Raw genomic sequence first — 13,069 nt, 5'->3', positions numbered from 1 at the left:
TGCGCATGGACAAATCCCGTTAACCCCAGCCTAAATGTGTCTTCCGCAATCAGTAATTGAGCGACGACTTTTGCTGATGCACGCTGTCACTCATCAAAGCAAGGTAACTGATCCGCCCTGCTTGCCGCGACGGCTATCCGTTTTCATTAACCTACCAAAACTCGTCACCATGTCAGTCAACTGGCCGGAAACAATCTTCGAGCACTTCAAAGCCGCTGACGTGCGGCAAGTGGCATACGTGCCTGATGCGGGGCACAAACGTCTTATCGAACTCTGTGAAGCTGACGCTGAAATCCATGCCGTCTCGCTGACCACCGAAGAAGAAGGGGTGGCCATGATGGGCGGCGCATGGACTGGCGGCCAGCGTGGCGTACTGCTGCTGCAGTCGAGCGGCGTGGGCAACTGCATCAACATGCTCTCGCTGCAACACGAATGCCGCATGCCCATCGTGATGCTGGTCACCATGCGCGGAGAGTGGGGCGAATTCAATCCCTGGCAAGTCGCCATGGGCAAATCGACCCAGGAGGCCCTCGAATCGGCCGGCGTTTATGTCTACCGCGCGGATGATCCCGCCGCCGTCCCTGAGACCGTACGCGCCGCGCTGGATTTTGGCTACAACACCTCCCGGATGGTCGCCGTCCTGATCGGACAGCGCGTCATCGGCACCAAGAACTTTAATAAGTGAGCACGAATATGACTCAGCAGACGACGCCCCTGAACCGTCGACTGGCGGTGAAGCGGATTCTCCGCGATCGGCAGCAGGACGTTCTGGCAGTGACCAGCCTTGGCAATCCGACCTTCGATGTGGCCGCCGCCGGGGACACGTCACAGAACTTCTATCTTTGGGGTGCGATGGGCGGAGCTGTTTCCTTTGGGCTCGGCATCGCGCTTGCACAACCCGAGAAGCGCGTGATCGTGTTCGTTGGCGACGGTGAAATGATGATGGGCCTTGGGTCGCTCGCGACCGTTGGCGTAGATCGGCCGGCCAATCTCTCTGTCGTCGTTATCGACAACGAACACTACGCGGAAACGGGCATGCAATTGGCCCATGCAGGCCGAGGTGTCGACATTACCGCAATCGCCAGGGCAGCCGGATTCGAGAAAGCGACAACTATTTACGCCGAGGGCGAACTCGAAGAGTATGTCGACGTCATTCTCAAGGCCAAGGGTCCTGTGCTCGCCACGGTGAAGGTCGGAACCGATCCCGAACCGACCGCCCTCCCCCCACGTGACGGTCCGTACCTGCGAAGCCGTTTCCGTGAAGCATTGCTTGGCGCGAAGGCCCACGCGAGTCAATAAACACCAGTGCGCGGATTCCTGCGCGGAAGCGGTGGAGCGGCCAGTTGCCGCCTCACCGCTTTCTTCGCTCCCGCCCCGGATTACACCCCCTGTACAATCGGGATCACTGTGACTTCACATTGATCCGCTATGCCCGCCAAGGCCTATTCCGATATGTTGGTGGAGGTCTTTCGACAGCTGGACCGGCAACCTGAGATGCTCGAGCGCGTCTTCGATTGCTTTCCGGACGTGCTGTACTACATCAAGGATGCCCAGGCGCGCTATCTTTCCGTTAATCAAACGCTCATCAACCGAAGCGGGATGGCGCGCGACGACGTGATTGGCCAGACGGCCGACCAGCTATTTCCGGTGACCGGTGCAAGCACCAGCGCGCAAGATCTGAACGTTATCGAAAATCAGTCTCCGATTGTCGATCGCCTGCGCCTCTACTCGTCCGGATCGGGGCATCGATACTGGTGCCTCAGCTCCAAGTTTCCAGTTCTCAACGAAGACGGGCAAGCGATCGGACTGATCGGCATCTCGCGCGATCTGCCTCGCCCCGACGAACGGCACCACGGCTACCGCCGCTTACTGGACTATCTGGATTATCTGGAACAGAACCTCGGACAGAACATCCTGGTCACTGAGGCGGCGGAACGCGCCTCCATCTCTGTAGACACACTGGAACGTCTGACCCGTGAAGTGTTTCATCTGACGCCCAAGCAACTGCTCATGAAATTGCGGATCGACCACGCGTGCAAGCTGCTCGAAACGACTGACAACAGCATTACCGATATCGCGACGGACTGCGGTTACGCGGACCACAGCGCCTTTGCGCGGCAATTCAAGTCCGCCACGCACCTCACGCCCCGACAGTATCGAAACGCGCGAGGGCGTGGCCTGCATCCACACTGATCAACCGATTGCCGGGCGCTAGTAAACGCCCTCTTCGATCACCAGTTGGCCCGAAGTGAGCCGCGCCGGCGATAGCGGCGAGAGGTCCAACGTTCTGAACTCACCGAAGGTCAGCAATTCAGCCATTGCACGGCCGACACCGGGACTGTGCATCATGCCGTGACCGCTGAAACCGGCCGCCACGAACGAGTTTTCCGGGCCCGACTGACCGACGATACCGTTCTGGTCGAGGATGTTGTATTCGTAGTAGCCAGCCCAGGCGTGCTCCACGCGTAGCGCCTCAAACGCAGGGATCCGCTCTGCCAGCGTCGGCCAGATGATCTCGTCAAATTCGGAAAACTGCACGTCGAGCGGCAGGTTATCCAGATCCATCTCCGCTGAAGGCGAGATGATGCACAGGAAATGGTTCTGCTCCCTGCGCAGGTATATGCCGGACGAATCGATCAATATCGGCATATCCGGTATCGCCGTCGGGCATGACACGACGAAGGCGGAACGTCGTCTGGGCCGAACCGGCAGATCGACACCCACGCTTTTTGCAACAGACGCGCACCACGCTCCGCTTGCATTCACGAACGTATCCCCGGAGATTTCCCGCCCATCGGTCAGTTCAACGTGGGTAATCCGGTCTGCGCGTGTACGGTAGCCCGCCGCTTCGCCCGTAGTGAAATGAACGCCCGCCTCTCTCGCACGGTTTCTGAACCATTGCATCACGCTGTAGCCATCGAACCAGCCTTCGCCTGCAAGGCCTTCAACGGCATAAGTCAGATCGCCGACGTTTATCCACGGGTAGCGCTGCTGCAACGCTGCAGCGGAATACTCCTGCAGTTCGACGCCTAACGATCTGGCCAGTGCGCTCCGCCGACGTAGCACGCTCTCCTGCTGCGCATTGCCCACGAACAGATAGCCGCAATCCACCAGGTCGACACCGGCGCCATACTGTGCCTTATGCCGCTCGCACAACGAGAAGAAGTCGTAACCGAACTGCGATAGCTGAATGCAAATGGGCGTTGAAAACTGCTGCCGAATCGAACTGGCCGAGAGCGACGATGACGCGATTCTGTAGGTTGGATCTTTTTCGATCACCCAGATCTCACGTCCGGGCGTCTTCTGGACGCTCAGGAAATACGCGATTGAACAACCAATTGCACCACCACCTGTGATGACAATCCTTTCGCTCATGATTTACCTTCGAGGGCTCGTTGGGCTCCTGAGAGCCGAGCAGTATGTGGATAACGGGCTATCAGACCGATACGGTTTCGAGGTTTTGACATGCACTGCGAATCCGGCTCAGCGCTTCGTTCAGGTCGTCGAGCGATGCGGCATAAGAGAGTCTGAAGTACGGCGAGAGCAGAAAACCGGAGCCTGAAACGACTGCCACGTTCGCCTCTTCCAACAGGTACATGACGAAGTCCTGGTCGTTCTCCAGAAGCCTGCCCCTCGGCGCACGGCTCCCAATGACGCCATGGCAGCCGACAAATGCATAGAAGGCGCCCTCGGGCTCGTTACTGTGGAGTCCCGGAATGTCGCTCAGCGTTTTGACTACAAGCTTCCGGCGTTCGTCGAAAGCCGATCGCGATCTCTCTACGAATGACTGATCGCCATTGAGTGCTTCAATCGCAGCGTATTGCGACACCGACGATGCACTGGTGACAATCTGGCCTTGCACGAGATTCATAGCGCGGATGAGCGCAGCCGGTCCGGCGGAATAGCCGATCCGCCAGCCGGTCATCGAGTACACTTTCGACACGCCGTTGATGATGAGCGTGCGCTCCTGCAACTCCGGCGCCACGTTCAGGATATTGACGAACGGGCTTCCGGTATAGACGAGCTTTTCATAGATGTCGTCCGACAGCACCCAGACATGAGGATGTCGACGCAGTACTTCCGCGATGGTGCGGAGTTCCTCCGCCGAGTAAACCGCTCCGGTCGGATTCGATGGTGAATTCAGCATCAGCCACTTGGTGCGCGGCGTGATCGATGCCTCCAGCTGCGCAGCCGTCAGTTTGAACCCTGCCGCTTCGTCGCACGCCACGACGATGGGCATGCCGGTCGCCATTTTGACGATTTCCGGATAGGAGACCCAGCACGGCGCGGGCACGATCACTTCGTCTCCCGGATTGAGAGTCGCGAAAAACGCCGCGAAGATCGCCTGTTTCGCACCAACCGACACGCTGACGCCATCCATTGGGTAGTCGACACCGTTGTCGCGCTTCAGTTTGGCTACGATCGCCTCGCGCAACTCCCGAATACCCGCGGCCTCCGTGTAGCGCGTCTTGCCTTCGCGCATCGCACGAATCGCTGCTGCCTGGATGTTCTCGGGCGTGTGAAAGTCTGGTTCGCCTTGCGACAGGGAGATCACATTCTTTCCGGCACGACGCAGTTCTGCCGCTTTTGCTGACATTGCCATCGTTTGCGCAGGGGCGATCTGGCCAATGCGGTCTGCAATGAAGCCCATTATGTTCGTTCCGTTTGTATGGAGAGCCTGGTACGTGAACCGGGGCCGCCCTTCTGTGGCGCCCCCGAACATACGCTTACAGACGTTCAGCCACTGCCTTCATTTGCAGGAACTGCAGAAGGTAGTCGGGACCACCTGTCTTGGTATCAGTGCCCGTCAGGTTAAAACCGCCAAACGGCTGAACACCGACCAACGCGCCCGTACACTTGCGGTTGAAATACAGATTGCCGACGTGGAAATCGCGGCGTGCTCGTTCGATGCGGCTGCGGTCGTTCGAGAAGAGCGCGCCGGTCAGCCCGTAGACCGTGTCATTGACCACAGCCAGACCTTCGTCGAAGTCCTTGACACGGATCGCGGCGACGAACGGCCCGAATACTTCCTCTTGTGCAATGCGCGCGCGAGGCGACACGTCGCCGAAGATGGTCGGCTCAATCAGATAGCCCGCTGCATTTTCCACGGCCTTGCCGCCTGTCAGAAGCTTGCCCTCGGTGTGACCGATATCGATGTACGACAGCACCTTCTTGTACTGCAGTTCATTGCACACCGGACCGAAACTAGGATTGTCCTTCGCCTCGCTGACAACGAGTTCCTTCGTCTTCGCAACGACCTTCTCGAGCAATGCGTCGTAGACCGAATCCACCACGATCAGACGCGAGCAGGCCGAACACTTCTGGCCGGAATAGCCGAAGGCCGCCTGAATAGCTGCAGTCGCTGCGTCATCGAGATTGGCCGTTTCATCGACCAGAATCGCGTCCTTGCCGCCGAGTTCAAGAAACACCCGCTTGAACCATTTCTGGCCTTCAGCCAGCTTCGCAGCGGACTCGTTGATCTGGGCACCGGTTGCGAGTGAGCCCGTGAAGTTGATGAAGCGCGTCTTCGGATGAGCGACAAGGTACGAACCAATCTCGCGTCCGGTACCCGGCAGATAATTCACCACGCCGGGCGGCAGACCTGCTTCGGCGAAGATGTCGAAAATCTTGGCCAGTGACACCACCGTGTCTTCCGCTGGCTTGCAAACGACCGTATTACCCACCACGATCGCGCCGACCGTCATGCCGGTCATCAATGCCATCGGAAAATTCCACGGCGAAATCGTCACGCCCACGCCCAGCGGAACGTAGAAGCTCTCGTTCTCCTCACCCGAATAGTCAATCAGCGAACCGAGGCCGCCGACGTGTCTAATCGCCTGACGTGCGTAGTACTCTGTGAAGTCGATCATTTCCGCGACTTCGGCGCTCGCTTCGACATAGTTCTTGCCGATTTCATAGACCAGCCATGCCTCGAGTTCGCGCTTGCGCCGACGCATGATAGCCGCGGCCTTCAACATGACGCGCGACCGATCTTCCTGGCTCCAACGCTTCCATGATTCGAAGGCCGCCCAGGCTGCTTCCAGCGCGGCGTCCGCGTGCCGCGTCGTCGCCTTGGCGGTATAGCCGACAATCTCGTCCGGATTCGACGGATTCGTCGAAACGAGTGTCGCTTCGGTCTGCACGCGCTCGCCATTGATCACCAGCGGATAGGTCTTGCCAAACTCGGCACGCACCTTTTTCAGTGCCTGCTGCATATCCGCTTTGGCACTTTCGGTGTCGAACAAATCGAACGGCTCGTTCCTGAACGGCGCAATCAACATCGCTTTCTCCAGATTGAATGGTTTGGGCTGCTCTGCCGCTCTGACGAACGCGGCACGCCACCGTGAACCGATTGTCCGGCGCGAAATTATTCCGGTCTTGATCTAGTCACCCTGAATTTTGCGGAGTTTTGCATAGTTACTAAAATGCGAATCATGCTGACCATCTCCACTAGCGCACCGTTATAGGCAGTCCGGAAAATATGTTGGAAAACATCGTAAATACCGATTTGCGGATTTCTGCTATTTGCTACACTGGACCAACGGGGCATCTCTTCATTCGGAGCACGTATCATGGCCATGCATTTCGATCTGGTTGATCTTCGTCTCATCACATGTATTGCAGAGACGGATAGCTTGACGCGTGGTGCCGAGCGGTTTCATATGTCGGTACCCGCGGCAAGCACCAGAATCAAAAATCTGGAAGAAAGCATGGGGGCAAAACTGCTGTATCGGACTAGCCAGGGCGTCACGCTTACGCCACCGGGCCAGGCGTTCCTTCACCATGCCCGGCTCGTCCTGTCACAACTCGAGCAGTTGCGTGGCGACATGCAGGAGTACGCACGCGGCATCAAAGGTCATGTGCGGATCTTTGCGAACACTACCGCTACGACCGAATTCCTACCGAACGACCTGCGTGACTTTCTCGCCAACCATCCCGACGTGAATGTCGAGCTTCGCGAACGGCTGAGCCATGACGTCGTGCGTGCGGTGAGTGAAGGCACCGCGGACGTCGGCATAGTCGCTGGCAATGTCAGGCCCGAATCCCTGCAAGTCCTGCCATACCGCTCAGACCGGCTCATATTGGCGGTCTCGAATTCGCACCCCCTCGCCGGAAAGACGTCCATTCCATTTGAAGAGGCAAGCGGGTTTGACTTCGTCGGCATGCCCGAAGCTAGCGCGATTCATACCTTTCTGAACCGCGTAGCAAGCGACATGCACAAGAAACTTCAGGTGCGAATTGAAGTAGGTAACTTCGAAGCGCTGTGCCGAATGATCGAGGCTAACGTCGGGATCGGCGTGTTGCCTTGCTCGTCAGCGGTACGCTACGTCAAAACCATGAACATCCGGCTCGTTGAAATCGAGAACGACTGGGCGACGCGCAATCTGCTGATCTGCGTGCGCAACCTCGACCTGTTGCCGTCTTTCGCGCGCGAACTGGTCGACCTCCTCACGCAGAAGTGCAAAACCGTTCATGAGCCCCAGTTGATCTGAACGTCGGCAGTTAGTCTGCGTTTAAAGCCCTCTTCTCCAGACACAAATTGTAGTCAGCAGGCCGGTGCGTCAATCTAGCGTGAACGACGCTATCCGACGCTTCCAATGACTGCTGAACTCAACTACCTGCGCTCCTGGATCGGCCGTACACAGGCCGAACGCGAATTCGTCTCGCCACGTCTTGCACAACAACTCGCCGCTACGCTGGACTATGAGGATGTCCCGGGCGCCGGCTGTCCGTTGCCTCCGCTGTGGCACTGGGCGCTTTTCCCCCACATTGTTTCGCAATCGCAGGTCGGCGCGGACGGGCATCCGACACGCGGCGGATTCCTGCCGCCAGTGCCATTGCCGAGGCGTATGTGGGCGGGCAGCCGCGTCCGGTTCGAACGTCCGCTCGTGGTGGGCAGCGAAGTCACCAGGACCTCGCAGATCCTTGACGTGGCGGCCAAGGAAGGACGTACCGGAAAGCTCGTGTTTGTACGTCTGCGTCACGAACTGGAAGACCTCGAAGGTTCGCTGATTTCCGAAGAGCAGGACATTGTGTACCGCGAGTCCGCGACAACGGCGTACGCCGTGGCAACCGGCCCAACCGCGCCGGCTGAGTTTACCTGGAAGCGCGAGATCGTGCCGAATCCGGTGCTGCTCTTTCGCTACTCCGCCGATACCTTCAACGGACACCGGATTCACTATGACCGCACCTATGCCCTGGAGCAGGAAGGCTATCCGGCGCTAGTCGTGCACGGGCCGCTGACTGCCACGTTGTTAATCGATCTCGTCCGGCGCAGCCTTCCCGGTGAATCGATAGCTTCTTTCTCATTCAAAGCGGTCAACCCGCTGTTTGACCGGGCCCCGTTTCATCTCTACGCGGCCCGCGCCCCCGGATCGACCGAAGTGAAGGTCTGGGCAGCCAATTCCAATGGCGTGTTGTGCGTCGATGCCGAGGCGACGCTAACGGCACCCGCGTACATTTTTCAAAAATAAACTTTGAGGAGAAGAGACAAGTGCTGTCTAACGTTGACCCCTATCAGGACATTCGCGAAGCCGTTCGCGATTTGTGTTCCAACTTTCCCGCCGAGTATTTCCGCAAGGTCGACGAGGAACGCGCCTACCCCGAGACCTTCGTGCAAGCCCTCACCGACGCGGGTTGGTTGGCAGCCCTGATACCGCAGGAATATGGCGGCTCCGGACTCGGCCTGACCGAAGCTTCGGTGATCATGGAAGAGATCAACCGCAGCGGTGGCAATTCCGGTGCGTGTCACGGGCAGATGTACAACATGGGGACACTGCTCAGGCACGGCTCGGCAGAACAGAAGGCCAAGTACCTTCCGGAAATCGCCAGCGGAAAGTTGAGGCTTCAGTCGATGGGCGTGACCGAGCCGACGACCGGTACCGACACGACCAAACTCAAGACGACTGCGGTTCGCAAGGGCGACCGTTATGTTGTCAACGGACAGAAGGTCTGGATCTCGCGGGTTCAACACTCCGACCTGATGATCCTGCTCGCGCGAACCACACCGATCGATCAGGTCGCGAAGAAGTCCGAGGGCATGTCCATATTTCTGGTCGACCTGCATCAGGCGATCAAACATGGCATGACAGTCCGCCCAATCCCGAACATGGTGAATCACGAGACTAACGAGCTCTTCTTCGACAACCTCGAAATTCCAGCCGAAAACCTGATCGGCGAGGAAGGCAAAGGCTTCAAATACATCCTTGACGGCCTGAATGCCGAGCGGACGCTGATCGCCGCTGAATGTATCGGCGATGGGTACTGGTTCCTCGACAAGGTTTGTAACTACGTTAAGGAACGCGTCGTCTTCGGCCGCCCGATCGGGCAAAACCAGGGCGTGCAGTTTCCAATCGCTCGCGCGCATGTCAACGTCGAGGCGGCAAGCTTGATGCGATATAAGGCCTGCGAACTTTTCGACGCGAGGCAGTCGGCAGGCGCGCAAGCCAATATGGCAAAGCTGCTTGCCGCGGATGCTTCGTGGGAGGCCGCGAATGCGTGCCTGCAGTTCCATGGGGGCTTCGGGTTTGCGAACGAATACGACGTCGAACGCAAATTCCGCGAGACACGGCTTTATCAGGTCGCACCGATCTCGACCAATCTCATTCTTTCGTATGTAGCTGAGCATCTGCTCGGACTGCCGCGCTCTTTCTGAGGAGACGGACATGAAACCGCTGGACGACGTGAAGGTCATCACCCTCGAACACGCGATTGCAGCACCATTTTGCACTCGTCAACTTGCGGATCTTGGCGCACGCGTAATCAAGATCGAACGCCCAGGTGTCGGTGACTTCGCGCGTGCCTACGACGAGCGCGTGCACGGCATGGCCTCGCACTTTGTATGGTGCAACCGCTCGAAGGAGAGCCTCACGCTAGACGTCAAGGCCCCGCAGGCGCAGGGTGTATTCGAGCGCCTGTTTGAGGACACCGACGTCCTAGTACAGAATCTGGCACCCGGCGCCGCGGCGCGACTTGGGTTGTCGTATGAGGCGTTGCGTGACAAGTATCCCCACCTGATTGTCTGCAACATCTCCGGTTACGGATCCGATGGTCCATATCGTGACAAGAAAGCCTACGACCTGCTGATCCAGAGTGAGTCCGGGTTCCTGTCTATTACCGGCGGTCCAGATTCACCGGCAAAAGCCGGCTGTTCCATTGCCGACATCGCTGCAGGGATGTACGCCTACACGAACATCCTCTCCGCGCTTCTGCAACGGTCAAAGACCGGCTTGGGACGGGAAATCGATGTCTCGATGCTCGAGAGCATGGTGGAGTGGATGACATATCCCCTCTACTACGCGTTCGATGGCGCATCCCCGCCACCTCGCGCCGGTGCCGCTCACGCGACCATTTATCCCTACGGCCCCTTCCCCGCCTGCGACGCAAAGACAGTCATGCTGGGATTGCAGAACGAGCGTGAATGGGGTGTCTTCTGCTCACAGGTTCTGCTGGAACCTGAGCTCGCCGTCGATGCTCGCTTCAGTTCCAACTCGAAGCGGGTGGGAGCACGCGAGGAACTTCGCGACATCATTGTTGCCGCATTCAGCAAACTGACCTCGGAAGAAGTCATCAGCCGGCTGGATAGCGCGCAGATCGCCAACGCGCGAATGAATGATATGCACGACGTGTGGTCGCATCCGCAGCTTAAGGAACGCAATCGCTGGGTGAGCATCGACTCCCCTGCCGGTTCCATTCCCGCCCTGTTGCCGCCGGGCATCAGTACAGCATCAGAAGTTCGGCTGGACGCCGTGCCCGCGTTAGGCCAACACACCGAAGCCCTTTTGAATGAACTGGGCTTTACGACAGATGCCATCCGCGAGCTTCGCGAAGCGGCCGTAATCTAACTCCCCGGTTAAGGTAAGCCTGTTATGAGTAACATCCAGATTCTTGCTTCGTTTGCTGCCAAACTCAAATTTGAACAGATTCCCACAGACGTGGCGGCACGCACGGAAGACCTCTTCCTCGACTGGTTCGGATCAGCACTGGCTGGTCGCGAAGCGCGCCCCGTCGGGACGATCCAGAAGCACGCATTCGCTTTCGGGCCGCAGTCCGGTCCCTGCGAAGTATTGATTTCCCGCCGAATGACCAGCCCGCTCTTCGCGGCAATGATCAACGCCGCCGCATCGCACTTTGCTGAACAGGACGACCTTCATAACAGTTCGGTTCTGCATCCGGCAACTGTCGTCTTCCCCGCAGCGTGGGCCGCCGCGCAAGCGCTTGGGAGAAGTGGCAAGGAGTTCATCGCTGCATCTGTTGCAGGCTACGAAGTGGGCATCCGTGTCGGTGAATTTCTCGGCCGTTCGCACTACAAGATCTTTCATACCACTGGTACGGTCGGTACGATCGCGGCTGCAGCGGCAGTCGGTAATCTCTTGCGATTGAGCGACGAGCAGATGGTGAATGCGTTTGGCTCCGCCGGCACCCAGGCAGCCGGACTCTGGGAATTCCTGAAAGACGGTGCTGACTCCAAGCAACTGCATACGGCCAAGGCCGCGGCGAACGGTCTTCTCGCAGCCTACCTGGCGGCCGACGGCTTCACCGGTGCGAAAGACATCTTCGAGGGCGCGAAAGGCATGGGCGCGGGCATGTCCACGCAAACGCATCCGGACAAACTCGCCGAAGCGCTCGGCGAACGATGGGCGTTGATCGAAACGTCCTTCAAGTATCACGCTTCGTGCCGGCACACTCATCCGGCCGCCGATGCTCTGTTGCAGGTTATTCAGCGCGAGAAGCTCGTGCCGGACGACATCGAGACGGTAGTCACTCATGTTCACCAGGCAGCAATTGATGTCCTCGGCCCGGTAACCGATCCGAGGACCGTCCATCAGGCGAAGTTCTCCATGGGCACCGTGCTCGCTCTGGTTGCGGAATTCGGCCACGCAGGCGTACGTGAGTTCGACGGCCATTACAAGGAAAGCAGGATCGCGCACTTTTGCAAAAAGGTTTCGATGGTGCTCGACCCGGAAGTCGATACGGCCTATCCGTCACGCTGGATTGGGAAGGTCATCGTTCAGACGAAAGACGGTCGCACCTTCGAAGGCCGCGTGGATGATCCCAAGGGCGATCCCGGCAACACGCTGACGCGCGCAGAACTCGAGCACAAAACGATCACGCTGGGTTTGTATGGCAATGCGGCCACTGAAGACGAACTTAAGCGCTCCATCGCGTCGGTACGGACAATTACCGATGCAACCGTCGTACCCAAACTGCTCCCTGAATCGAAACTGGAGGGCCAACATGGCTGACCTTGCACCCCGCTCCTATCTCTTCGTTCCCGGCAACCGGCCGGACAGGTTTGCCAAGGCGGCTGCATCGGGTGTCGATGTGGTCGTTATCGATCTGGAGGATGCCGTGCCTCCCTCCGAGAAGAAGATAGCTCGGGCGGCCCTCGCCGAGTGGCTGTCGACAAACAGCACGCCGGTGGCGGTCCGTGTGAATGACGTGAACAGCGAATGGTTTCGCGACGACATCGCCGTATGTCGTGCGCCATCCGTCGCCACCGTCATGCTGCCCAAGACGGAACGCATCGACGACATCTTCCTGTGCGAGTTCGCGGGCAAGCCGACCGACATCCTGCCGATGATTGAGACGGCTCAAGGTTTTCGGAATGTAGTCGCTATCGCCCAGCACCGGCTGACCACCCGGCTTGTATTCGGCAATGTGGATTTCCAGCTCGACCTCGGTATTGACGGCGACGATGAGCAGCTCCTGTACTTCCGCTCACAGATCGTGTTCGCCTCTCGCATCGGCAATCTGCTTCCACCGGTGGACGGGGTTAGCACCACGCTCGACGATGCCGAGCAGATCACGCGCGACACGGTTCGTGCAAGACGGCTCGGTTTTGGGGCCAAGCTTTGTATTCATCCGAAACAGGTAGCAGCGGTCAATGCTGCGTTCATCCCCAGCACGAAGGATGTCGAATGGGCGCACCGGGTTGTCGAAGCCGCAGTTGCATCCCACGGCGCGGCCGTTGCTGTGGACGGCCGTATGGTCGACCGGCCGGTGATTCTGAAAGCGCAGGAAATCCTGGCTGAGTCCCAGCGACGTCTGCCCGTGGGCGCCTGATTCA

12 protein-coding genes are annotated in these 13,069 nt (G+C 58.5%); 9 read left to right on the top strand and 3 right to left on the bottom strand.

Annotation, left to right across the window (positions count from 1 at the left end; translation table 11 throughout):
* Positions 1–169 precede the first annotated feature (169 nt).
* The 3 genes from C0Z16_RS31695 to C0Z16_RS31685 all read left to right on the top strand — a co-directional run bounded on the left by C0Z16_RS31695 (position 170) and on the right by C0Z16_RS31685 (position 2,193).
* The gene (locus tag C0Z16_RS31695; protein WP_102635984.1) at positions 170–685 is read left to right on the top strand and encodes a thiamine pyrophosphate-binding protein; all 516 of its coding nucleotides are present in this window, start codon (positions 170–172) and stop codon (positions 683–685) included.
* Positions 686–693: 8 nt separating this feature from the next.
* Positions 694–1,299 (top strand): thiamine pyrophosphate-dependent enzyme, encoded by a 606-nt coding sequence (locus C0Z16_RS31690; RefSeq protein WP_102635983.1) that lies wholly within the window; start codon positions 694–696, stop codon positions 1,297–1,299.
* A gap of 129 nt (positions 1,300–1,428) precedes the next feature.
* Positions 1,429–2,193, top strand: coding sequence for a helix-turn-helix domain-containing protein (locus C0Z16_RS31685; RefSeq protein ID WP_102635982.1), 765 nt, complete (start codon positions 1,429–1,431; stop codon positions 2,191–2,193).
* 18 nt (positions 2,194–2,211) lie between these two features.
* On the opposite strand, the gene C0Z16_RS31680 is transcribed toward C0Z16_RS31685, so the two are convergent.
* The 3 genes from C0Z16_RS31680 to pruA form a co-directional block, all read right to left on the bottom strand.
* Positions 2,212–3,375 carry an NAD(P)/FAD-dependent oxidoreductase gene (locus tag C0Z16_RS31680; RefSeq protein ID WP_102635981.1) on the bottom strand — a complete coding sequence of 388 codons (1,164 nt, stop codon included), beginning with the start codon at positions 3,373–3,375 and terminating at the stop codon, positions 2,212–2,214.
* A gap of 61 nt (positions 3,376–3,436) precedes the next feature.
* Positions 3,437–4,651 carry a pyridoxal phosphate-dependent aminotransferase gene (locus C0Z16_RS31675; protein ID WP_102635980.1) on the bottom strand — a complete coding sequence of 405 codons (1,215 nt, stop codon included), beginning with the start codon at positions 4,649–4,651 and terminating at the stop codon, positions 3,437–3,439.
* Positions 4,652–4,727: 76 nt separating this feature from the next.
* Positions 4,728–6,281, bottom strand: coding sequence for an L-glutamate gamma-semialdehyde dehydrogenase (gene pruA, locus C0Z16_RS31670; RefSeq protein ID WP_102635979.1), 1,554 nt, complete (start codon positions 6,279–6,281; stop codon positions 4,728–4,730).
* Positions 6,282–6,578: 297 nt separating this feature from the next.
* Between pruA and C0Z16_RS31665 the strand changes: the two genes are divergently transcribed.
* The 6 genes from C0Z16_RS31665 (at position 6,579) to C0Z16_RS31640 (ending at position 13,065) form a co-directional block, all read left to right on the top strand.
* Complete coding sequence (locus tag C0Z16_RS31665) at positions 6,579–7,493, top strand: LysR substrate-binding domain-containing protein (protein ID WP_208638655.1); 915 nt, start codon at positions 6,579–6,581, stop codon at positions 7,491–7,493.
* 105 nt (positions 7,494–7,598) lie between these two features.
* The gene (locus C0Z16_RS31660) at positions 7,599–8,474 is read left to right on the top strand and encodes an FAS1-like dehydratase domain-containing protein (protein ID WP_102635977.1); all 876 of its coding nucleotides are present in this window, start codon (positions 7,599–7,601) and stop codon (positions 8,472–8,474) included.
* 20 nt (positions 8,475–8,494) lie between these two features.
* Entirely contained in the window at positions 8,495–9,655 is a 1,161-nt protein-coding gene (locus C0Z16_RS31655) for an acyl-CoA dehydrogenase family protein (protein ID WP_102635976.1), read from the top strand.
* A 10-nt stretch (positions 9,656–9,665) separates the two neighbouring features.
* Positions 9,666–10,844, top strand: coding sequence for a CaiB/BaiF CoA transferase family protein (locus C0Z16_RS31650; protein WP_102635975.1), 1,179 nt, complete (start codon positions 9,666–9,668; stop codon positions 10,842–10,844).
* A gap of 24 nt (positions 10,845–10,868) precedes the next feature.
* Positions 10,869–12,245: an MmgE/PrpD family protein gene (locus C0Z16_RS31645; protein WP_102635974.1), complete on the top strand. Its 1,377-nt coding sequence runs from the start codon at positions 10,869–10,871 to the stop codon at positions 12,243–12,245.
* Positions 12,238–13,065, top strand: a complete 828-nt coding sequence (locus C0Z16_RS31640) for an HpcH/HpaI aldolase/citrate lyase family protein (protein WP_102635973.1) — start codon at positions 12,238–12,240, stop codon at positions 13,063–13,065. The genes C0Z16_RS31645 and C0Z16_RS31640 overlap by 8 nt, the downstream gene beginning before the upstream one ends.
* The last annotated feature ends 4 nt before the right edge of the window (positions 13,066–13,069 follow it).

Source organism: Paraburkholderia rhynchosiae (genome assembly GCF_002879865.1).
In the GTDB taxonomy this organism is placed as follows: Bacteria; Pseudomonadota; Gammaproteobacteria; order Burkholderiales; family Burkholderiaceae; genus Paraburkholderia; species Paraburkholderia rhynchosiae.
Note: the sequence above shows the minus strand (reverse complement) of the source record. Positions and strands in the feature narration are given on the sequence as shown.

Coding starts and splice junctions, on each gene's coding strand:
- C0Z16_RS31695 (WP_102635984.1), top strand. CDS start 170: ATGTCAGTCAACTGGCCGGAAACAATCTTCGAGCACTTCAAAGCCGCT.
- C0Z16_RS31690 (WP_102635983.1), top strand. CDS start 694: ATGACTCAGCAGACGACGCCCCTGAACCGTCGACTGGCGGTGAAGCGG.
- C0Z16_RS31685 (WP_102635982.1), top strand. CDS start 1,429: ATGCCCGCCAAGGCCTATTCCGATATGTTGGTGGAGGTCTTTCGACAG.
- C0Z16_RS31680 (WP_102635981.1), bottom strand. CDS start 3,375: ATGAGCGAAAGGATTGTCATCACAGGTGGTGGTGCAATTGGTTGTTCA.
- C0Z16_RS31675 (WP_102635980.1), bottom strand. CDS start 4,651: ATGGGCTTCATTGCAGACCGCATTGGCCAGATCGCCCCTGCGCAAACG.
- pruA (WP_102635979.1), bottom strand. CDS start 6,281: ATGTTGATTGCGCCGTTCAGGAACGAGCCGTTCGATTTGTTCGACACC.
- C0Z16_RS31665 (WP_208638655.1), top strand. CDS start 6,579: ATGCATTTCGATCTGGTTGATCTTCGTCTCATCACATGTATTGCAGAG.
- C0Z16_RS31660 (WP_102635977.1), top strand. CDS start 7,599: ATGACTGCTGAACTCAACTACCTGCGCTCCTGGATCGGCCGTACACAG.
- C0Z16_RS31650 (WP_102635975.1), top strand. CDS start 9,666: ATGAAACCGCTGGACGACGTGAAGGTCATCACCCTCGAACACGCGATT.
- C0Z16_RS31645 (WP_102635974.1), top strand. CDS start 10,869: ATGAGTAACATCCAGATTCTTGCTTCGTTTGCTGCCAAACTCAAATTT.
- C0Z16_RS31640 (WP_102635973.1), top strand. CDS start 12,238: ATGGCTGACCTTGCACCCCGCTCCTATCTCTTCGTTCCCGGCAACCGG.